The sequence below is a fragment of the Ancylobacter sp. genome, assembly GCF_965279025.1.
Lineage (GTDB): Bacteria > Pseudomonadota > Alphaproteobacteria > Rhizobiales > Xanthobacteraceae > Ancylobacter.
Genome location: NZ_OZ257132.1, coordinates 4,309,140 through 4,329,020, shown reverse-complemented (window position 1 = coordinate 4,329,020; position 19,881 = coordinate 4,309,140). Strand labels below are relative to the sequence as shown.

The following is a 19,881-nucleotide window of genomic DNA, read 5'->3' as shown; positions in this document are numbered from 1 at the left end:
TCTCAGAATGCCTTGAAGGTGATGAGGGTGCGGGTGTCCTGGATGCCCGGGAAGAGCTGCACCTTCTCGTTCACGAAATGGCCGATGTCGGTGCCCTCGGGCACGTAGAACTTGACCAGCAGGTCGAACTCGCCGGCGGTCGAATAGATTTCCGACGCGATCTCGGCGTCGGCTATGGCGTTCGCCACCTCATAGGCGCGGCCGAGCTGACATTTGATCTGCATGAAGAAGGGGACCATGGCGGCATTCCGGCTTGTGGCGAGAGCTTGGGACAGAGGCGGGATATGGAACGAAGCGGCTTGCGCGCGCAACCCCCGGCCGCCGGGCGACGCGCGTCTTGCACCCGCCTTCCGCTTCGCCTATCTCGCAGGGACGATCACGTTGGGGTGCCCCAGGCGACAAGCCGACGGGCTGAGAGGCAGGGCGAACCGCACGGTTGCCGCCAACCCACGAACCTGATCCGGGTCATGCCGGCGGAGGGAACGGATCGCGCGCATTCGGGCGAGCTTTCGTCCGAGGGGCGACGCTTCCGGCTCTCGACGGCGAGGGAGGCGTAGCATGGCAGGCTCCACACCGATTGCGGTGACGATGGCGGGTTCGGATTCCGGCGGCGGTGCCGGTATCCAGGCCGATCTCAAAACCTTCTCGGCGCTCGGCGTCTACGGGGCCAGCGTCATCACCGCGCTGACCGCACAGAACACGCGGGGCGTCACCGGCATTCACGACGTGCCGCCCGCCTTCATCGCCGCGCAGATCGACGCCGTGCTGTCCGATCTCGCCGTGGATGCGGTGAAGATCGGCATGCTGTCGCGTCCCGAGGCGATCCAGGAAGTCGCCGCCGGCCTTCAGCGCCACGGCGTGTCGGCGGTGGTGCTCGATCCTGTGATGATCGCCGCCTCAGGCGACAGGCTGCTGGTGCCGGAGGCGATCGAAACGCTGCGCCGCGACCTGCTGCCGCGCGCGCTGCTCATTACGCCCAACCTGCCCGAAGCCGCCGCGCTGCTCGACGAGGCGCCCGCCGCTGACCTCGCCACGGTGCGCGCGCAGGCGGAGCGGCTGCTGGCGATGGGGCCGCGCGCCGTCCTCATCAAGGGTGGGCATGGCGAGGGCCCGGACAGCGTCGACGTGCTGCTCGACGCGGACGGATTCCTGGAGCTTTCCGCGCCGCGCATCGTCACCCGGAACACCCACGGCACCGGCTGCACGCTCTCCTCCGCCATTGCCGCCGGGCTGGCCAAGGGGTTGTCCCTGCGCGCGTCGGTGGCGGCGGCCAAGGACTATCTCACCAAGGCGCTGGCGCGTTCCGAAGAACTTGCCATCGGCCAGGGCCACGGCCCGGTGCACCACTTCCACGCCTGGTGGTGACAGCGGGCCGGGCGCGGCGGGCTCGCTTCGTCCGCCGCGGCCTGCTATCGAGGCGGCATCCCTCGCGAGCCGTCTCGTGCCCCTCATCGCCCCGCGCCACGCCATCGCCGCCGTCTATGCCGGGTTGTTCTTCGGCATCGGCGTGTTCATGCCGTTCTTCCCGGTCTGGCTGGAAGGGCGTGGCTTCGACGCGGCGATGATCGCGCTGGCGCTCGCCGTGCCGCAGACGGTGCGCCTCGTCACCATGCCGCTGGGCGGCCTGCTCGCCGACCGCAGCGGGCGCCCGCGTGCGACGCTGATCGTCTACGCCGCCGCGACGGCGCTGTGTTTTGCCGGCATCGCGATGGCGCCCAACGCCACCTTCATCCTGATCGGGCTGGGGCTCGCCGCGATTTTCTGGCAGCCCAGCCTGCCGGTGCTCGACGCCTATGCCGTGGCGCGCCGCAGCGAGGGTCTGATCGATTATGGCCGCGTGCGGCTATGGGGATCGATGGCCTTCATCGGCGGCAATCTGGTAGCGGGGGCCCTGCTGGGCGGGGTGTTCTTCGCCAAGGTGCCGGCCGATACGGTGATCTGGCTGATTGCCGGGGCGAGCGTGGCGGCGGCTCTGGCGGCGGCGACGCTGCGCGACGTCCGGCCGGCGCCGCACGCCACCGTGGAGCGCCGTCGTTTCGTGCTCGCGGGCGTCGCGCCGGTGCTGCTGGTCGGCATGGCGGCGGCGGCGCTGGTGCAGGGGTCGCACGCGGTGCTCTACGCCTTCGGCTCTATCATGTGGCACGGCAGAGGCCTGCCCGACATGGTGATCGGCCTGCTGTGGGCGCTCGGCGTGCTGGCCGAGGTGGTGCTGTTCCGCTACGCCACGCGGGTGACGGCATGGGCGGGGCCGGAGCGGCTGCTGCTGATCGGCGGGCTGGCCGGGGTGCTGCGCTTCGGCGTGATGGCGCTCGACCCGACGCTGCTGCTTCTGCTGCTGCTACAGCCGCTGCATGCGCTCACCTTCGGCTGCACCTATCTCGGCACGGTGGAACTTGTCGCCCGGCACGCACCGCCGGGGCGCGGGGCCAGCGTGCAGGCGCTGGCGGCATGGGCGACGGCCATCGCCATGGCCGTGGCGACGCTCGCGGCGGGGCCGCTCTGGCAGGCGTTCGGTCCGGGGGCCTTCGTCGCTTCGGCCGGGCTGGCGGCGCTCGGCACGCTGCTCGCGCTCGCCGCCGGGCAGGTCGGTCACCCCCAGAGATCGGGCTCGGGCGGGTAGACCACGCTTCCCTCATAGCGCAGGGCCGGCGTGCGGTCGGCGGCCAGCAGCAGCGGCCCGTCCAGATCGACGAAGCGCGCCAGCGGCGCGAGCAGCAGCGCCGGCGCCATGGCGAGCGAGGTGCCGACCATGCAGCCGACCATGATGTCGAGCCCGGCCGCCCGCGCCGCGCGCGTCAGCTCGATCGCCTCGGTAAGCCCGCCGGTCTTGTCGAGCTTGATGTTGATGGCGTCATAGCGCCCGGCCAGCGCGTCGAGGCTGTCGAGCCCGTGTGCGCTCTCATCGGCGCAGACCAGCACCGGGCGTGCGATGCGGGCCAGCAGCGCGTCGTCTGCCGCCGGCAGGGGCTGCTCGACCAGTTCGACGCCGGCGGCGGCGCAGGCGTCGAGATGGGCCTCCAGAATGTCCGGCGACCAGCCCTCATTGGCATCGACGATGAGCCGCGCCTGCGGCACCGCGGCGCGAATGGCCTTCAGCCGCGCCAGATCGCCCTCGGCGCCGAGCTTGAGCTTGAGCAACTCATGGCCCGACAGGCGCGCCGCCTCCGCCATCGCCTTCGGCGTGTCCAGGCTGAGCGTATAGGCGGTGACGACCGGCAGCGGCGCCGGCAGGCCGGCCATCTCATAGACGCGCATGCGGGCGCGCCGGGCCTCGAGGTCCCACATGGCGCAGTCGAGGGCGTTGCGCGCCGCCCCCGGCCGCATCAGCGCCATGAGATCCGTGCGCCGCACGCCCTCCGCGACCAGCTTTTCCAGGGCGGTGAGCTGCTCGACCACGCCGGCGACGGTCTCGCCATAGCGGCCATAGGGCACGCATTCGCCGCGCCCTACGTGGTCCCCGTCGCGCAATTCCACGGTGACCACGGCGGCCTCGGTCTTCGAACCACGGGCAATGGTGAAGCTGCCACGGATCGGAAAGCGTTCGGGGGTGACGGTCAGAAGGGTCATCGGGCAGAGGCCGGGGCGGCGGGAATCGTCGCGCAGGCGAAAGCATAATCCCGATCGCTCCCGGAGGGGCGTCGCTCCGAAAGCACAGTCGCCGCGATTACGTCGTCCGCGGGCGGCCAGGGGCGGGAATCGGAGAGGCGCTCCCTCGACGGCCAACGGACCCGACGCTAAGTAACACATTGCGAATTTGGTAGCGGTGTCGCGGCCGGAGGGCGGTCGTGCCCGCAGGAGAGGTCATCTTGGGAGCTGCTGAAGCGCCGCTTCTGGCCACTGCCCGCAATGGCCGCGAACTCGTGTTCGTGGGCAATGGCCGCTGGGTGGCCGGGCAGGGCCGCGCGCTTGAAGGTAGCGTGGATGCTGCGCTTGCCGAACTGGGCGCCGGCGCCGGCGAGACCGCGCGGATCGACCTTTCCGGCGTGCGCAGCTTCGACACGCTCGGCGCCGTGGTGCTCGACCGGCTGCTGCAGGCGCTCGACAAGGCCGGCATCCGCTTCCAGATCGTCGGGCTCGAGCGCCGCTTCCGCCCCCTGCTGGACGATATCGTCAAGGGCAGCCACGAGAATCCGCCGCGCCTGCGCCATGTGAACCCCGTCATCGGCGGCGTCCAGCTGGTCGGCAAGACGACGGTGTCGATGGCGGAGGACGGGCTGGCGCTGCTGTCCTTCATCGGCGCGCTGGTGCTGGCGTTCCTGCGCGTGCTGGTGCGTCCCCACACGTTCCGCTTCACCTCGATGGTCTATCATCTGGAGCGGGCGGGCCTGCGGGCGGTGCCGATCGTCGCGCTGATCACCTTCCTGATCGGCTGCATCATCGCGCAGCAGGGCATCTTCCATTTCCGCAAGTTCGGCGCGACGACCTATGTCGTCGACATGGTCGGCATCCTGACCCTGCGCGAACTCGGCGTGCTCATCGTCTCGATCATGGTGGCGGGCCGCTCGGGCAGCGCCTTCACGGCGGAACTCGGCTCCATGCGCATGCGCGAGGAAGTCGACGCGCTGCGGGTGATGGGCTTTGATCCGAACGAGGTGCTGGTGCTGCCGCGCCTGGTGGCGCTGATCATCGCCGTACCGCTGCTCACCTTCATTGGCAATATGTGCGCGCTGTTCGGCGGCGGGCTGGTGGCGTGGCTCTATGGCGACATCTCGCCGACCATCTTCATTGCCCGGCTGCAGGAGGCGATCGCCCTCAACACCTTCGAGGTCGGCATGATCAAGGCGCCATTCATGGCGGCGATCATCGGCCTCATCGCCTGCATGGAAGGCATGCGGGTCGGCGGCAGTGCCGAGTCGCTCGGCGCCCACACCACCGCGTCGGTGGTGAAGGCGATCTTCCTGGTGATCGTGGTGGACGGGCTGTTCGCCATGTTCTTCGCCGCGATCAATATGTGAGGCGCCGGTGCATATGGAGACCGACGCCCCCCACACCAACAAGCCGGCCGTGCCCGACGTGGCGCCCGGCGAGCCGATCATCCAGGTGCGTGACCTTGTCGTGACGTTCGGCGAGCGCACCATCCTCAACGGCCTCTCGCTCGACGTCGCGCGCGGCGAAATCCTCGGCTTTGTCGGCGCCTCGGGCGGCGGCAAGTCGGTGCTGACCCGCACCATTCTCGGCCTCGTGCCCAAGCGCGCCGGCACGGTGGAAGTGTTCGGCCAGAATCTCGACGGGCTCACCTATGCCGGGCGTCGGGAACTAGAGCAGCGCTGGGGCGTACTGTTTCAGCAGGGCGCGCTGTTCTCCTCGCTCAGCGTGCGGCAGAACATCCAGTTCCCGATGCGCGAATATCTCGATTTGTCGCAGGGGCTGATGGACGAATTGACCATCGCCAAGCTGGAGATGGTCGGCCTGTCGCCGGATGTGTCGGAGAAAGCACCTTCGGAGCTCTCCGGCGGCATGATCAAGCGCGTGGCGCTGGCCCGCGCGCTGGCGCTCGACCCGGAAATCCTGTTCCTCGACGAGCCGACCTCGGGCCTCGACCCGATCGGCGCCGGCGAATTCGACGAATTGATCGCCACTCTCCAGCAGACTTTGGGGCTGACGGTATTCATGGTAACCCACGATCTGGACAGCCTTCACACGGTGTGCGATCGCATCGCGGCTCTCGCCGATGGCAAGGTTATTGCCGTCGGGCCGATCGAAACCATGCTGGCGTCGAAACATCCTTGGGTTTCGGCCTATTTCCACGGGAAGCGGGCGCGCGCCGCCGGCTTCGGGGCTGAAGGGGCGCGCTGAGGAGATCATGGAGACACGCGCCAACTATACGATCATCGGGCTTTTCACCCTCGCTATCGTCGCGGCGGGCTTCGCCTTTGTGTGGTGGTTCACCGGCTCGGCCAATCGCGGGCCGCGCACCGCCTATGACGTCGTGTTCAGCGGCGTGGTCAGCGGGCTGCAGACGGGCTCCGCAGTCACCTTCAACGGCATTCCGGTCGGCGAGGTGACGGCGCTGCGTATCGACGCGCAGGACCCGCGCAAGGTGATCGCGCGTATCGCGGTGCAGCCGAACACCCCGGTCAAGTCGGACACGAGGGCCACGCTCGACTCGCAGCTTCTCACCGGCCTCGCCTCGGTTGGGCTTGTCGGTGGCTCGGAGCAGGCGGCGCCGCTGCCCGCACCGCCCGAGGGGGAACTGCCGACCATCAATGCCGATACCTCGGCCGTGCAGGACCTGATGCGCACCGCCCGCGACGTGCTGGGACGCGTCAACGACATCGCCATCCGCGTCGACGACCTCATCAAGGCGAACGATGCCAAGGTGTCCTCGGTGATCGACAATGTCGACAAGTTCACGGCGGCACTGGGCGATAATGCCGGCAACATCGACAGCTTCCTGAAGGAAATGGGCAGCGCCGCGCAGCGCATCTCCTCGCTCGCCGACAATCTGGACCGTGTGGTCACCGCCATCGACCCCGCCAAGGTCGGCAGCACGATCAACGACATCAGCGCCTTCACCGCCCAACTCGGGACCATGGCGACCAAGGTCGACGGCATCCTCGACAACGTCAACGCGATGACCACGAGCGAGGAAGGCAAGGGGATGTTCAACGAGATTTCGAGCGCGGCGGCCGAAGTGCGCAAGCTCGCCGCCAATCTCGACACCCGCACGGCGGAACTCTCGGCCAATCTCAACAAATTCACCGGGCCCGGCCTGCGCCAGTACGAGGCGCTGGCGGTGGATGGCCGGCGCACGCTCGCCGAAATCGAGCGCGTTTTCCGAAATCTGGAGCGCAATCCGCGTCAGTTCATCTTTGGCGGGTCCAATGTTCCCAGCTACAATGGCCGCTAGGCGATGGGGCGCCATCTGATGTGTTTTCGGGAAACCGACGGGGGCAGGGGCGTTCGCGTGACCTTTGACGAGACATGCCACAGGCTTGCGGGGGCTGAGCCTGCCGGGCGTTCATTTGCCGGGTATGGCCGGGCGACCCGTCGCGTCGCCGGCGCGGCGAGCGTGGTTGCGCTTGCCCTGATGCTCGGCGGCTGCGGCACGCTGCTGTCGGGCGGCGACAAGGCCGTGCCGACCTTCGACCTTAGCGCGCCCTCGGACTTCACGGCGCCGCGCCGCGGCACCGGCCTCATCGTCGTCGGCCCGCCCACCGCGCTGGCGGTGCTCGACACCGAGCGGATTGTCGTCGAACCACAGCCCGGGCAGATAACCTATCTCGACAAAGCGCAGTGGAGCGACCGCCTGCCGGCGCTGTTCCAGGCGCGGCTGATCGAATCCTTCGAGAACGGCAATCGCGCGCGCTCGGTGGGCCGGGCCGGCGAGGGGCTCAGCGCCGACTACACGCTGCTGTCGGACCTGCGCGCCTTCGGCCTGCGCACCTATCAGGCCGGTCCCGAGGCTGTGGTCGAGGTGTCGGTCAAGATCGTCGGCGCGAGCTCGGGGCGTATCGTGGCGGCGCAGGTGTTCACCGCCCGCGCCCCGGCCGCTTCCACCAGCGGCCCGGACGCCACGCAGGCGCTCGACCGGGCGTCGGACGAGGTTTTCCTGCAGATCGTGCGCTGGGCGTCGAGCCGGTTCTGAGGCCTGGCGGCGCTTCGGCGCGACGAGGAACCCCGCCCATTTCGGACACGGCAGCTCAAGAAAAAAGGCCCGGCTTGCGCCGGGCCTTTTCATTAGGTCGTTCAGGTGGAGATCAGAACTTGTAGCTGACCGCGGCGCGGACGATGTTGCTGGTCAGGTCGGCCTTCGAGCTGATGAAGCTGCCCGGCGTGCCGGAGAGATAGGTCGTGACATCGGTGCTGCCGAGGTCGACGTAGAGATATTCGCCGCGCAGGATCCAGTTGTCGGTGAGGGCGTATTCGAGACCGCCGCCGACCGTCCAGCCGGTGCTGACATTGTCGAAGGAGCCGTTGGCCGCCGTCGAGAAGTCCGGGGCGCCGCCGCCGGTGAGGCCCATGACGGTGGTGGAGTTGTTGACCTTGCCGTAGGCGAAACCGCCGGTGCCGTACACGAGCAGGCGATCGAAGGCGTAGCCGAGGCGGGCGCGGACCGTGCCGAACCATTCGAGCTCGGCCTTGGTCTGGTAGTACGGGCCGCCCGGGGTGGCGTAGAAGGCCAGGCCCTGTTCCGCGCCGGTCCACTGGAAGTCGGCCTCGACGCCCACGACGACGTTGTTCTCGAACTGATAGTTGTAGCCGATCTGGCCACCGGCCACCCAGCCATCAAGCTCGCCGAACTTCACGTCATTGCCGGAGTAGAGGCCGCCGGGGGTGAAGACGCCGCCCGTGCTGTCGAAGAACAGCACGTCGGTGGCCTTCGAGTCGCCCCAGCTGTAGCCGGCATTGCCGCCGAGATAGAAGCCGGTCCAGGAGAAGGCCGGAACGAACACCTGCGTCGCCTGCGCCTTGACGGGGTAGGGCATATCGGCCGCGAGGCTGGCGGAGCCGCTGATGATAAGGGCGGCCGCACCAAGAAGCAGCGAGCGGTTCATGGGGTTTCTCCAACTGAATTCACTGGCTGTATAATGACATTGTCGCGAAAGGGTTCGGGTGTGGCGGGCTACCCTTATGAATGTTCAGGGTTGTGTAGCCGAAATGCAACAATTAACGGATCATAATACCTTTTCTAGCGTTTTCGCCGCATTGCACGAGGAGCCAGGCGTTCGGCACCCGCGTCAGAACATGGAAACCGTCGGGTGGATGATGGGTCATGGCCTGGCCGCTCTTCTTCCGCCGAGGCTCGGCCGGGTGATGGCGGCGGGTCGTAGCGGCCGGGAGACTGCGGCTTCGCATCCATAAAAAAGGCGCGGCTCGCGCCGCGCCTTCGATGGTGGTTCCAGAACGGCTGAACGCAGAGATGGACGTCCTCAGAAGTCCATGTCGCCACCGAAACCGGGCCTGCCCGGTTTCGGCACCCAGCGAGAAGCAGGGGCGAATGGACGTCCTCAGAAGTCCATGCCGCCACCGAAACCGGGACTGCCCGGTTTCGGTACTGAGCAGCCGCAGGGGAGAATGGACGTCCTCAGAAGTCCATGCCGCCCATGCCGCCCATGCCGCCGCCCGGCATGGCGGGAGCGGAGCCGCCCTTCTTCGGGATGTCGGCGATCATCGCTTCGGTGGTGATCAGCAGCGAGGCCACGGAGGCCGCGTTCTGGATCGCCGAGCGCAGCACCTTGGCCGGGTCGATGACGCCCGCCTTGTACATGTCGACATACTCGCCAGTCTGGGCGTTGAAGCCGTAGGCGTAGGTATCCTTCTCGAGGATACGGCCGACGATCAGCGAGCCGTCTTCGCCGGCATTGTTGGCGATCTGGCGCGCCGGGTACTGCACGGCCTTGCGGACGATGTCGACGCCGGTCTTCTGGTCGGGATTGGCGGTCACGACGGCGTCCAGCGCCTTGATGGCGCGCAGGAGGGCAACGCCGCCGCCCGGCAGGATGCCTTCTTCGACAGCCGCGCGGGTCGCGTGCAGCGCGTCGTCGACGCGGTCCTTCTTTTCCTTCACTTCGACTTCGGTCGCGCCGCCGACGCGGATGACCGCGACGCCGCCGGCGAGCTTGGCCAGACGCTCCTGCAGCTTCTCGCGGTCGTAGTCCGAGGTGGTCTCCTCGATCTGCGCCTTGATCTGCGACACGCGGTCCTCGATGTCCTTCTTGGCGCCGGCGCCGTCGACGATCGTGGTGTTCTCCTTCTCGAGCACGACCTTCTTGGCGCGGCCGAGCATGGCGAGCGTCACGGTGTCGAGCTTGATGCCGAGATCGTCGGAGATGGCGGTGCCGCCGGTCAGGATGGCGATGTCCTGCAGCATCGCCTTGCGGCGGTCACCGAAGCCCGGCGCCTTGACGGCCGCGACCTTGAGGCCGCCGCGCAGCTTGTTGACGACGAGGGTGGCCAGGGCCTCGCCCTCAATGTCCTCGGCGATGATGAGCAGCGGCTTGGAGGTCTGCACCACCGCTTCCAGCACCGGCAGCAGTTCCTGCAGGCCGGAGAGCTTCTTCTCGTGGATGAGGATGTAGGGGTCCTCGAACTCGACGCGCATCTTCTCGGCATTGGTGATGAAGTAGGGCGAGAGATAGCCGCGGTCGAACTGCATGCCCTCGACCACGTCGAGCTCGGTCTCGGCGGTCTTGGCTTCCTCGACGGTGATGACACCCTCGTTGCCGACCTTCTGCATCGCTTCGGCGAGATACTTTCCGATATCGGAATCGCCGTTGGCGGAGATGGTGCCGACCTGGGCGATCTCGGCGTTCGAGGTCACCTTGCGGGCGTTCTTCTTGAGATCGGCCACGATGGCTTCGACCGCGAGGTCGATGCCGCGCTTCAGGTCCATCGGGTTCATGCCGGCGGCGACCGACTTGGCGCCTTCCTTCACGATGGCCTGGGCGAGCACGGTGGCGGTGGTGGTGCCGTCGCCGGCGAGGTCATTGGACTTCGAGGCCACTTCGCGCACCATCTGGGCGCCCATGTTCTCGAACTTGTCCTCGAGCTCGATTTCCTTGGCGACGGTGACGCCGTCCTTGGTGATGCGCGGGGCGCCGAAGCTCTTCTCGATGACGACGTTGCGGCCCTTGGGGCCGAGCGTGACCTTCACGGCGTTGGCGAGAATGTCGACGCCGCGCAGCATCTTCTCGCGCGCGTCGCCAGCGAACTTAACTTCTTTGGCTGACATGATCTATTTCTCCGGTGATGCGTTGCGAGCAGCGTGAGGCTGCCTCAGGCGGCCTTCTTGGCCGCGGAGGCGCCGTCCAGCACGCCGAGAATGTCGGACTCTTTCATGATGAGGTAATCGACGCCGTCGATCTTGACCTCGGTGCCCGACCATTTGCCGAACAGCACCCGTTCGCCCGCCTTCACGTCGAGCGGGACGAGCTTGCCGGCCTCGTCGCGGGCACCGGGGCCAACGGCGACGACTTCGCCCTGCGAGGGCTTTTCCTTGGCGCTGTCGGGAATGATGATGCCGCCCGCGGTCTTCTCTTCCGCATCGATACGCTTGACCACGACCCGGTCATGCAGGGGACGGAACTTCATCGGCTCTCTCCAATCGTGAACGATCGTCTGATCCTGCAACCGCGCCCCGCCATGCCTTCGGCCTCGGCGGAATTCGCGTTGCCGGACCGACATCTAGGCGCCGGGACAAGGGCGCGCAAGGCGTGGGTGGCAAAAAATTGGCAGTCGCGCCGCGAGAGTGCCAGAGGTTTCCGCCCGCTTCTGTCAGCACTCGCCTCGACATGCTGCTAGTGCGTTGAAATTGAACATCAATTGGAAAATTTAGCCTTGTCGCCGCGCTTAGCCGGCATCACACTCTGATTCAGTCCCGATGAGGAGGTGCCGAATGGGCGAGCAGGGGTCATCGAAGCGTGGCGTGGCAGGGCGCGCCACGGTGCCGCAGGTGTCGGAGGATTTTCGCAGGCAGCTTGAGGGCTATGGGCTCACCACCGCCCATATCCTTTACCGGATGCCCGACCACCCGGGCATTCTCCAGACCTATCTCTGGCAATATTACGATCTTTGCCCGCATTTCCCGGAGCTGAACCGCTTTCTCGCCTTCTGGAAGCGCGAGCTGGAGGGGCCTCTACACTCGGTGACGGTGGCACATGCGCGGTTGATCGGCCCGGCCGAGCTGCGCAGTGTCGAGGGCGTGTTCCATCTGAACTGAGCCTTGCGAGGTTGCCCGTCTTTTGAGGCGGCCGCCCTCTTCTTGCCGCGTGCGACGTGCTATGAGGGTCCGCGCAGCAGGGGGCCGACCCGGCGCCCGCAGGAATTCAGGCAACTGGTCAGCTCCTTGGATCATCGTTCTCCGCGCACGTCCGAATTGCTTTCGGCGATCGTCACCGCCCATTCGGCGGAACGCATCGGCGTGGGCGAAATCGTGCACGCGCTGCGCAATCGCGCCTTCGGCCTTTCGATCCTGTTGCTCGGCCTGCCGAACTGCCTGCCCATGCCGCCGGGACTGCCGGTCATATGCGGCGTGCTGCTCTGTCTTGTCGGCGGGCAGATGGTGATGGCGCGCGACGAGTTGTGGCTGCCGCGCTGGCTTGCCAACCGCACGATCTCGCGCGGGCTGCTGGAAAAAATCGTCAATGGCTCGCTGAAGCTGATCCGCCGCTTCGAGGGCTATTCGCGCCCGCGCCTTCCCTACTTCTCCTCCCCCTCGGCGCGCTTCGTGCTCGGCGGATTGGTGGTGGTGCTCGGGTTGCTGCTGCTGCTGCCGATTCCGATCTTCGGCAATCTGCCGCCCGGCATCGCCGTGGTCATCCTCGGTCTCGGACTGGTCGAGCGGGACGGCGTGTTCATCCTCGCCGGCGTCGTTGCCACGCTGATCAGCTTCGGCGTCATGGGCCTGCTGAGCTGGATGCTGTACCAGGGCGCGCTGGCGGTTATGTGAGCCGCCGCAAATCCCGCTGCGCCGAACCCCGAAGATCGGTTGCATTCTACCGGGCGCAACCTAAAGTTACCTCCTCGACCCGTTCACGTCGTTTGGGGGAAGCGGCATGGCACCGGAGGCAGTGACGGCGGCGACGGCCCAAGAAGTCCCGGCGCGGCTGCGTCGGCGTCTTGTCCTCTGCCTTGACGGGACATGGAACTCGGCCGACGGCGAGCAGATCACCAACATCGTCCGGTTGCGCGACATCGTGCAGCCCGGTGAGGTGCCGTTCGATGGCGGCGGGGTGATCGAGCAGCACATCTATTACGACGAGGGCGTGGGGACGGGCGGCCTCCTCCAGAAGCTGGTGGACGGCGCGACAGGGCGCGGCCTGAGCCGGAATGTGCGGCAGGCCTATCGTTATCTCTCCGCGAACTATCAGGATGGCGACCAGATCGTCATTTTCGGCTTTTCGCGCGGCGCCTTCACCGCGCGCAGTCTCGCCGGCTATATCGGCGCCAGCGGTCTGCTCCGACCCGAGCACTGCGACCAGACGAATGAGCGGCGGGCGTGGGACCATTACCGCACGCCGCCGAAGGAGCGGTTTCCGCAGGAGCAGCGGTTGCTGGCCGGGCTGTGTTTTCCCCCGGTGCGGATCGCGGTGCTCGGGGTTTTCGACACCGTCGGGGCGCTTGGCATTCCGGGCGTTTTTCGCGGCATGTCGGCACGCCGCTTCCGCTTCCATGACGCGACGCTCGGCCAGAATGTGGAGATCGCCCTGCACGCGCTCGCCGCCGACGAAAAGCGGCACAGCTTCGGCCCGGCGCTGTGGCAATTGCCGCAGCACAAGGCCTATGGCGTGGTCGAGCAGGTCTGGTTTCCCGGCGTGCATTCCGACATTGGTGGGGGCTGCGCGGAGGACGGCATAGGCCGGCTGGTGCTCGACTGGATGCTGAAGCGCATCCAGACGCTCGGCGAGGAAAAGCAGATCAAGGTCGTCCTGCGGCGCGATGCCGAGCACATCCGCACCTCTACGGCGTGCGACCAGCGCGCGCCGATCCATGAGTCGCGCACGCCTCTGTTCTTCCGCGACAAACTGCAGCCGAGCCTGCGTGTCATCGCCCAGCAGCGGCCGGCCACGACGCGCTGGGAGCGCATGAACAGCCTGCCCCGGCACGCGCGCCCGATCGGGGAGTATCTGCACATCACCGTGCTGATGCGGCTGTTCGACAAGGCGGGGCGCCCGATAGCCGCCAATGCCTACGCGCCGCTGGAAGCGCTGACGCGCGGCGACAGCGCGCCGATCGGCTTCGTCGACCTCAGCGGGCAGCCATTCGCGTGGGGCCGCAATACCGACACGTCGAGAGGAGACCGGGTGAGCTTCTACGGCCACCTGCCGGCCCAGATGCATCCGGCGCTCGATGCGTTCCTGGCCAAGCGCTGGGCCAGCGGCATGGTGGAGCCCGATCCGCAATCGCCCTTCTAGCAGCGGATCGGACAGGGCGCACGCCGTTAAGCCCGGCGCGCCTCACCCCCGCCCGACGAAGGGCGCGCTGCTGGCCATGATGGTCATGGTGAGAATGTTGGCGTCGAGCGGCAGGCCGGCCATGTGGGCGACGGCGCGGCCGGCATGGGCGGCGTCGAAGGTCGGCTCGACCATCATCTGGCCGCTGGGCTGGAGCACGCCGGTCTTCATCTTCGTCGTCATGTCGGTCTCGGCATTGCCGATGTCGATCTGGCCGCAGGCGATGTTGTGGGCCCGCCCTTCCAGCGCAACCTGCTTGGTGAGGCCGGTGACCGCGTGCTTCGTGGCCGTGTAGGACCCGGTGAACGGGCGCGGCGCGTGGGCCGAGATGGAGCCATTGTTGATGATGCGCCCGCCCTTGGGGTCCTGCGCCTTCATCAGCCGCATGGCGTGCTGGATGCACAGGAACACGCCGGTGAGGTTCACATTCACCACCTGCTGCCAATCCGCGAGGGGAATGTCCTCGATCGGCGTGGCGGGCGACCAGCCGCCGGCATTGTTGAAAAGCACGTCGAGCCGACCGAAACGCTGCTCCACCGCAGCGAAGAGGGCCGCGACCGAGGACGGGTCCGACACGTCGGCCGTCACGACATGCCCCTTGCCCTGCAGGGCGGCGGCAACGGCCTCCAGCGGCTCGGCCCGGCGGCCGGTGAGCACCACGGTGAACCCCGCCTCGCCGAGCGCGAGCGCGGCGGCCTTGCCGATGCCGGTGCCGGCGCCCGTGACGAGGGCGATGCGGTTGGCGTTCATGTGGTTCTCCCTGCGGCGCCCGAGCGGGCCGCTATTGGCCCGGCATGATGGTGGATGTCGTGGCCGATAATGAAGGCTAGCGTGCCACGGTTTTCACTAATGAAAGGAACCCGGCAGCATTTCCCGCGTTGTCAAGGCGAACCCCACGTCTTTGAAACCGGAGGTCATCCTCATGCCCATTCTTTTGTGGCTTATCGGTATCCCGATTCCGATCATTCTTCTGATCTGGCTTCTCACTTGAGGTGTGAAGACCTGTCCTCGGCTCATAGGGCCGGGTATATAAAACGGGTTGCTCGTGCACTGTCGCGAGCGGCCCGTTTTACTTTGGTCGGTTCGCCTCAGCGCCCATAGGGCGGGCGAGGAATCGAGGTGTGTGCCGCGCGAAGCGCCGCCGACCAGCGCTCGCGCAGATCGTGGAAATAGGGCTCGCCCGGTTCGATGCGGAAGTTCAGCTCGGCCGGGCTGGCGTCGCGGCGCGCGACCAGGATGTCGATCGGCATGCCGACGCCGAGATTCGAGCGCATGGTCGAATCCATCGAGATCAGCCCGGATTTCAGCGCGTCATAGAGATCGGTCTCGAAGGTGATGGAGCGGTCCAGCACCGGCTTGCCATATTTGTGCTCGCCGATCTGCAGGAAGGGCGTGTCGCTGGTGCATTCGATGAAATTGCCGGCGGCATAGATCATGAAGAGCCGCATGCGGCCGCCATTCACCTGCCCGCCGAACAGGAACGAGACGTCGAAGCGCAGATCGGCGTCCTTCAACGCGGCGCCGTAGAGATCGTAAACGTGCCGCACCGCCCGCCCGACAAGCTGGGTGGCGCGAAACATGCTGGTGCAGGTGGACAGGGTTTCCTTCTGTCCGGTCTCGGGGTTTTCCAGCCCCTCCTGCAGCGTGCTGATCACCGCCTGCGAAATGGACAGGTTGCCGGCTGTCGACAGCGAGAGAACGTGACGGCCGGGCTCCTCGAATACATGCAGCTTGCGGAAGGTCGAGACGTTGTCGAGCCCGGCATTCGTCCTCGTATCGGCGATCATGACGAGACCGTCACGCACCAGAATACCGCAACAATAGGTCATGAAAGACGCTTCCCCTGTGCCTGCCGGGCCAGAAGGCCGGCAGTCGTTCCCGCGCCCTTATACCGGGGCGCTTTCCTGTCGGGCAACCTTTAGCCCCGAAGCTCAGCCCTGAACCTGCCGGCTCGACTGGTCGACTTCGAGGGCCACGGTGAGATTCTCGTCGCCGCCGCCATAGCGATTGCCACGCACCGGCGCGGCGCCGAGATAGTCCAGCCCCACCGCCAGCCGCACATAGGCCTCGGTCGGGCACTGGCAGTTGGCGGCGTCGAAGCCGATCCAGCCCAGCCCTTCGACATAGGCCTCGGACCAGGCGTGCCCGGCCTGATGTCCGGCGCGCTGCTCCGCCACGGCACCGTCGCCGACGAGATAGCCGGAGACATAGCGCGCCGGCACGCCCAGATGCCGGGCGCAGGTGGTGAAGATATGCGCGAAGTCCTGGCAGACCCCGCGCTTCAGCTTGAACGCCTCGGTGGCGGTGGTGGAGACATGGGTGGGGTCGGCATCGAACTCCATCGCCTCGGTTAGGGCGTCCATCAGCGCGTGCAGGCGCGCGATGCGGTCGCCCTCGCCGCCGCCGACGGCCTCCGCGAAGGCGACGAGCTCGTTGTCCGGCATTGTGAGGTCGGTGTTGCGCAGGAAGAGCGAGGGAGGAAAGCGCTCGCTGATGCCGCGAATGACGCCGGCGGTGTCCTGCGTCTCGACCTCGCCCTCCACCAGAACCCGCAATTCACGTATCGGCCCCTCCACCGCGAAAGTGTGGGTGAGGTTGCCGAAGGCGTCCTGATGGGCGCGCAGCTGGCACCCCTCCGAGACGTCGATGCGCCAGGAGACGACATACTGGCCGTCATGGTTGCGCGGCGTCAGGCGCAGGGTCTGGATCGCGCCATTGGCCGGCGGATCATAGCTGTAGATGGTCGCGTGGTTGACATGGATACGCATGACGCAGGCCAGTTCAGAGCAGGTACTGCTCGTTGACGGTGGAGCCGAGCCGGTTGTTCTCGGTCACGAAGGTATCGATGTATTCGTGCAGTCCGGTCTGGAAAATATCCTCCATGCGGCTGTTGCCGAGCCGGGTGAGGGTGGAGCGCGCCAGACGCTGCGAGCCACCCTGCCGGCCGTAATAGGCGGCGATATCGTCGAGATAGCGCGTGATGTTCTGGTAGCAACTGGTCAGCGAGCGCGGCATTTGCGCATTCAGGATCAGCAGGTCGGCCACCAGCCACGGCTTCACGCTTTCGCGATAAACCCAGTGGAACGAGGTCAGCGCCGATACCGAGCGCAGGATGGAGGCCCACTGGAAGTAGTCGAGCGGGCCGCCGATATGCTCGGAATCCGGCAGCAGCACATGGTATTTCACGTCGAGAATGCGGGCGGTGTTGTCCGCCCGCTCGACATACATGCCCACCCGCGAGAACCAGAAAGCGTCGTTGCGCAACATGGTGCGGTAAGCGGCGCCGTCGAAGCGCAGCGAGGTTTCCTTGACGAAGGACATGAAGCGCGCCAGCTCCTCGCGCGTCATGTTCTTGGTGGAATAGCGCTTCAGCTCCAGCCAGGAGGAGTTGATGGTCTCCCACATCTCCATGGTCAGCGCGGTGCGCACCGAGCGGGCATTGGTGCGCGCGATCTCGAAGCAGTTGCGGATGGAGGAGGGGTTCTCCGGCGCAAAGGCCAGGAAGTTGATGACGTTCTGCTCGGTGACCTCGTCGCCGTGCACCGCCTTGTACTGCTCGGCGCAGCCGGCGGTGAGCAGCGCCGAGCGCCACTCATTCGTCGAGCCGCCATAGGCGGCGGGAAGCTGGGCAAGGCGCTGGGTCACGTCGAGGATGCGGGCAAGGCAATCGGCGCGCTCCATGTAGCGGGCCAGCCAATAGAGATTGTCGGCAGTACGAGAAAGCATGGGACCCGCGTTCTATTTGGCGTTGCGCCAGGCGAGCGTGGCGACGCCCGCCGCGATCAGCAGCGAACCGCCGACCCGGTTGATGATAGCGACGATGCGCGTGCTCTGAACCGCGCTGCGCAGGCGGCCGGCGAGCAGCGCGTAGCCGAAGGCATTGGCGGCGGCGAGAGTGAGGAACGTCGCCTCGAAGATCGCGAGCTGGGTGAGGAAGTCCCGTGCCGGATCGAGGAACTGCGGGAGGAAGGCCACGAAGAAGGTGATGCTCTTGGGGTTCAGCGCCGTCACCACCCAGGCATGCGCCATCATCGACCAGGCAGAGCCGGCCGGGCGCGCCTCGCCGAAGCTGGCCTTGCCGCCGGCGCGCCAGAGCTTGATGCCAAGCCAGATGAGATAGGCCGCGCCCACCCATTTCAGCGCGGTGAACAGCGTTGCCGAGGTGGCGAGCAGGGCGCCGAGGCCGAGCATCGAGAAGGTCATGGCGGTGAAATCACCCAGCGCCACGCCGAGGGCAACCGGGAAGGCCACCTTGCGCCCCTGGCCGAGCGCATAGGAGACGACGAGCAGTATGGTCGGTCCCGGTATGACCAGCAGGACCGCCGAGGCGGCGACGAAGGCCAGCCATGTTTCTATCGGCATCGATGCTCCCCCTCATGCATTCCAGAGAGCACCGTCATTCTGAGGTGCGAGCGACGCGAGCCTCGAAGGATGCTCATCTGGGACGGTCGCCCTTCGAGGCCCGGCTGCGCCGGGCACCGAAGGATGACGTGGTTCCACTCATTCTCAAAGCGCCGCGCTCAGCTTTCCTCCAGCACCCAGGTGTCCTTGGTTCCGCCGCCCTGGCTGGAGTTGACCACCAGCGAGCCAGCCTCGAGCGCGACGCGGGTCAGCCCGCCCGGGACGATGCGCACCTTGTCGGAGCCGGTGAGCACGAAGGGGCGCAGGTCGACATGGCGCGGGGCGATGCCTTCCTCGACGAAGGTCGGGCAGGTCGACAGGGCCAGCGTCGGCTGGGCGATGAAATTGTTCGGGTCCTGCTTCAGCTTGGCGCGGAACAGCTCGATCTGCGCCTTGTCGGCGCGCGGACCGATCAGCATGCCGTAGCCACCCGAGCCATGCACCTCCTTCACCACCAGCTCATTCAGATGGTCGAGCACGTATTTCAGATGGTCGGGCTCCCGGCAGCGCCAGGTCGGCACGTTCTTCAGCAGCGGCTCTTCGCCGAGATAGAAGCGGATGATGTCCGGCATGTAGCTGTAGACCGCCTTGTCGTCGGCGACGCCGGTGCCGACCGCGTTGGTCAGCGTGACGTTGCCGGCATTATATGCGCTCATCAGCCCCGGCACGCCGAGCGCGCTGTCGGGCCGGAAGGTGAGGGGGTCGATGAAATCGTCGTCGAGCCGCCGGTAGATGACGTCGACGCGGCGCGGGCCCTCGGTGGTACGCATGTAGACGACGTCGTTGCGCACGAACAGGTCGCGGCCCTCCACCAGTTCCACGCCCAGCTTGTCGGCGAGGAAGGAGTGCTCGTAATAGGCCGAATTATAGATGCCGGGCGTCAGCACCACCACAGCCGGGTCGCTGTTGGAGCTGCTTGGCGCGAGCGACTTCAGCGTCGCCAGCAATTCGTCGGTGTAGTTCTCCACCGGGGCGACGCGGTTGTCCGCGAACAGCTCCGGGAAGAGCCGCATCATGATCTCGCGGTTCTCCAGCATGTAGGAGACGCCGGAGGGCGTGCGGGCATTGTCCTCCAGCACGTAGAAGGTCTCGGAATCCACGCGCACCACGTCGATGCCGGCGATGTGCACATAAAGGTCGTGCGGCACCTTCTGGCCGTTCATTTCCGGGCGGAAGGCGGGATTCTGGTACACGAGGTCCTCGGGCACCACGCCGGCCTTGAGGATCTCGCGCCGGGAGTAGATGTCCTTGAGATAGAGGTTCAGCGCCTTGGTGCGCTGCTCCAGCCCAAGCGACAGCCGGCGCCATTCCGTGCCGGTAAGGATGCGCGGAATGATGTCGAAGGGGATCAGGCGCTCCTGGGCATCGCTGTCGCCATAGACGGCGAAGGTGATGCCGATGCGCCGGAAAATGAACTCGGCTTCCCTGCGGCGATAGTCCAGCACGTCTGGCGGAACGTTGCTCAACCAGCGTGAGAGAGCGGCGTAGGCGGTACGGATGGAACCGTCCGCATTGGTCATTTCGTCGAAGGCGACGCTCATTGGTGTAAATCTACTCCCCAACTCCTCCAAGTTAGCTACAAAGC

The 19,881-nt window shown here is 66.6% G+C and carries 20 protein-coding genes; 9 read left to right on the top strand and 11 right to left on the bottom strand.

Going from position 1 to position 19,881, the window contains the following annotated elements; translation table 11 throughout:
* Nucleotides 1-2 precede the first annotated feature (2 nt).
* Entirely contained in the window at nt 3-239 is a 237-nt protein-coding gene (locus tag ACQY76_RS20200) for an Lrp/AsnC ligand binding domain-containing protein (RefSeq protein WP_018391378.1), read from the bottom strand.
* A 319-nt stretch (nt 240-558) separates the two neighbouring features.
* Here ACQY76_RS20200 and thiD point away from each other — a divergent pair, with 319 nt between their 5' ends.
* Together thiD and ACQY76_RS20190 are read left to right on the top strand one after the other, a co-directional pair.
* Nucleotides 559-1,365 (top strand): bifunctional hydroxymethylpyrimidine kinase/phosphomethylpyrimidine kinase, encoded by an 807-nt coding sequence (gene thiD / locus ACQY76_RS20195; protein WP_428030474.1) that lies wholly within the window; start codon nt 559-561, stop codon nt 1,363-1,365.
* 76 nt (nt 1,366-1,441) lie between these two features.
* Nucleotides 1,442-2,620 (top strand): MFS transporter, encoded by a 1,179-nt coding sequence (locus ACQY76_RS20190; RefSeq protein ID WP_428030473.1) that lies wholly within the window; start codon nt 1,442-1,444, stop codon nt 2,618-2,620.
* Here the strand turns inward: ACQY76_RS20190 and dgcA are convergent.
* Nucleotides 2,590-3,567 (bottom strand): N-acetyl-D-Glu racemase DgcA, encoded by a 978-nt coding sequence (dgcA, locus tag ACQY76_RS20185; RefSeq protein ID WP_428030472.1) that lies wholly within the window; start codon nt 3,565-3,567, stop codon nt 2,590-2,592. The two genes, ACQY76_RS20190 and dgcA, sit on opposite strands and share 31 nt — an antisense overlap.
* Nucleotides 3,568-3,806: 239 nt before the next feature.
* Between dgcA and ACQY76_RS20180 the strand changes: the two genes are divergently transcribed.
* From ACQY76_RS20180 to ACQY76_RS20165, 4 genes are all read left to right on the top strand, one after another.
* Complete coding sequence (locus ACQY76_RS20180; protein WP_428030471.1) at nt 3,807-4,955, top strand: ABC transporter permease; 1,149 nt, start codon at nt 3,807-3,809, stop codon at nt 4,953-4,955.
* A 13-nt stretch (nt 4,956-4,968) separates the two neighbouring features.
* Entirely contained in the window at nt 4,969-5,796 is an 828-nt protein-coding gene (locus tag ACQY76_RS20175; RefSeq protein ID WP_428030470.1) for an ABC transporter ATP-binding protein, read from the top strand.
* A gap of 7 nt (nt 5,797-5,803) precedes the next feature.
* A complete protein-coding gene (locus tag ACQY76_RS20170) occupies nt 5,804-6,850 on the top strand; it encodes an MlaD family protein (protein ID WP_428030469.1) in 1,047 nt (348 codons plus the stop codon).
* A 162-nt stretch (nt 6,851-7,012) separates the two neighbouring features.
* On the top strand, nt 7,013-7,588 hold the full coding sequence (locus ACQY76_RS20165; RefSeq protein WP_428030468.1) for an ABC-type transport auxiliary lipoprotein family protein: 576 nt from the start codon (nt 7,013-7,015) through the stop codon (nt 7,586-7,588).
* Between the two features lie 112 nt (nt 7,589-7,700).
* Here ACQY76_RS20165 and ACQY76_RS20160 read toward each other — a convergent pair whose 3' ends face one another.
* The 3 genes from ACQY76_RS20160 to groES all read right to left on the bottom strand — a co-directional run bounded on the left by ACQY76_RS20160 (nt 7,701) and on the right by groES (nt 11,034).
* Nucleotides 7,701-8,498: an outer membrane protein gene (locus ACQY76_RS20160; RefSeq protein WP_428030467.1), complete on the bottom strand. Its 798-nt coding sequence runs from the start codon at nt 8,496-8,498 to the stop codon at nt 7,701-7,703.
* A gap of 530 nt (nt 8,499-9,028) precedes the next feature.
* Complete coding sequence (groL, locus tag ACQY76_RS20155; protein ID WP_428030466.1) at nt 9,029-10,675, bottom strand: chaperonin GroEL; 1,647 nt, start codon at nt 10,673-10,675, stop codon at nt 9,029-9,031.
* A gap of 44 nt (nt 10,676-10,719) precedes the next feature.
* Nucleotides 10,720-11,034, bottom strand: a complete 315-nt coding sequence (gene groES / locus ACQY76_RS20150; RefSeq protein ID WP_428030465.1) for a co-chaperone GroES — start codon at nt 11,032-11,034, stop codon at nt 10,720-10,722.
* A 304-nt stretch (nt 11,035-11,338) separates the two neighbouring features.
* Here groES and ACQY76_RS20145 point away from each other — a divergent pair, with 304 nt between their 5' ends.
* The 3 genes from ACQY76_RS20145 (at nt 11,339) to ACQY76_RS20135 (ending at nt 13,856) form a co-directional block, all read left to right on the top strand.
* Nucleotides 11,339-11,662, top strand: coding sequence for an usg protein (locus ACQY76_RS20145; RefSeq protein ID WP_428030464.1), 324 nt, complete (start codon nt 11,339-11,341; stop codon nt 11,660-11,662).
* Nucleotides 11,663-11,788: 126 nt separating this feature from the next.
* On the top strand, nt 11,789-12,391 hold the full coding sequence (locus ACQY76_RS20140; RefSeq protein ID WP_428030463.1) for an exopolysaccharide biosynthesis protein: 603 nt from the start codon (nt 11,789-11,791) through the stop codon (nt 12,389-12,391).
* A 106-nt stretch (nt 12,392-12,497) separates the two neighbouring features.
* Nucleotides 12,498-13,856 (top strand): DUF2235 domain-containing protein, encoded by a 1,359-nt coding sequence (locus ACQY76_RS20135; protein ID WP_428030462.1) that lies wholly within the window; start codon nt 12,498-12,500, stop codon nt 13,854-13,856.
* Nucleotides 13,857-13,898: 42 nt separating this feature from the next.
* Here the strand turns inward: ACQY76_RS20135 and ACQY76_RS20130 are convergent, their stop codons facing one another.
* The 6 genes from ACQY76_RS20130 to ACQY76_RS20105 all read right to left on the bottom strand — a co-directional run bounded on the left by ACQY76_RS20130 (nt 13,899) and on the right by ACQY76_RS20105 (nt 19,837).
* A complete protein-coding gene (locus ACQY76_RS20130) occupies nt 13,899-14,645 on the bottom strand; it encodes an SDR family oxidoreductase (RefSeq protein ID WP_428030461.1) in 747 nt (248 codons plus the stop codon).
* A 338-nt stretch (nt 14,646-14,983) separates the two neighbouring features.
* The gene (locus ACQY76_RS20125; protein ID WP_428030460.1) at nt 14,984-15,724 is read right to left on the bottom strand and encodes a peptidase; all 741 of its coding nucleotides are present in this window, start codon (nt 15,722-15,724) and stop codon (nt 14,984-14,986) included.
* Nucleotides 15,725-15,826: 102 nt separating this feature from the next.
* Nucleotides 15,827-16,663: a transglutaminase family protein gene (locus tag ACQY76_RS20120; RefSeq protein WP_428030459.1), complete on the bottom strand. Its 837-nt coding sequence runs from the start codon at nt 16,661-16,663 to the stop codon at nt 15,827-15,829.
* Between the two features lie 13 nt (nt 16,664-16,676).
* Complete coding sequence (locus tag ACQY76_RS20115; protein ID WP_428030458.1) at nt 16,677-17,621, bottom strand: alpha-E domain-containing protein; 945 nt, start codon at nt 17,619-17,621, stop codon at nt 16,677-16,679.
* 12 nt (nt 17,622-17,633) lie between these two features.
* Nucleotides 17,634-18,257 (bottom strand): LysE family translocator, encoded by a 624-nt coding sequence (locus tag ACQY76_RS20110; RefSeq protein ID WP_428030457.1) that lies wholly within the window; start codon nt 18,255-18,257, stop codon nt 17,634-17,636.
* A 158-nt stretch (nt 18,258-18,415) separates the two neighbouring features.
* Nucleotides 18,416-19,837, bottom strand: a complete 1,422-nt coding sequence (locus tag ACQY76_RS20105) for a circularly permuted type 2 ATP-grasp protein (protein WP_428030456.1) — start codon at nt 19,835-19,837, stop codon at nt 18,416-18,418.
* Nucleotides 19,838-19,881 lie beyond the last annotated feature (44 nt).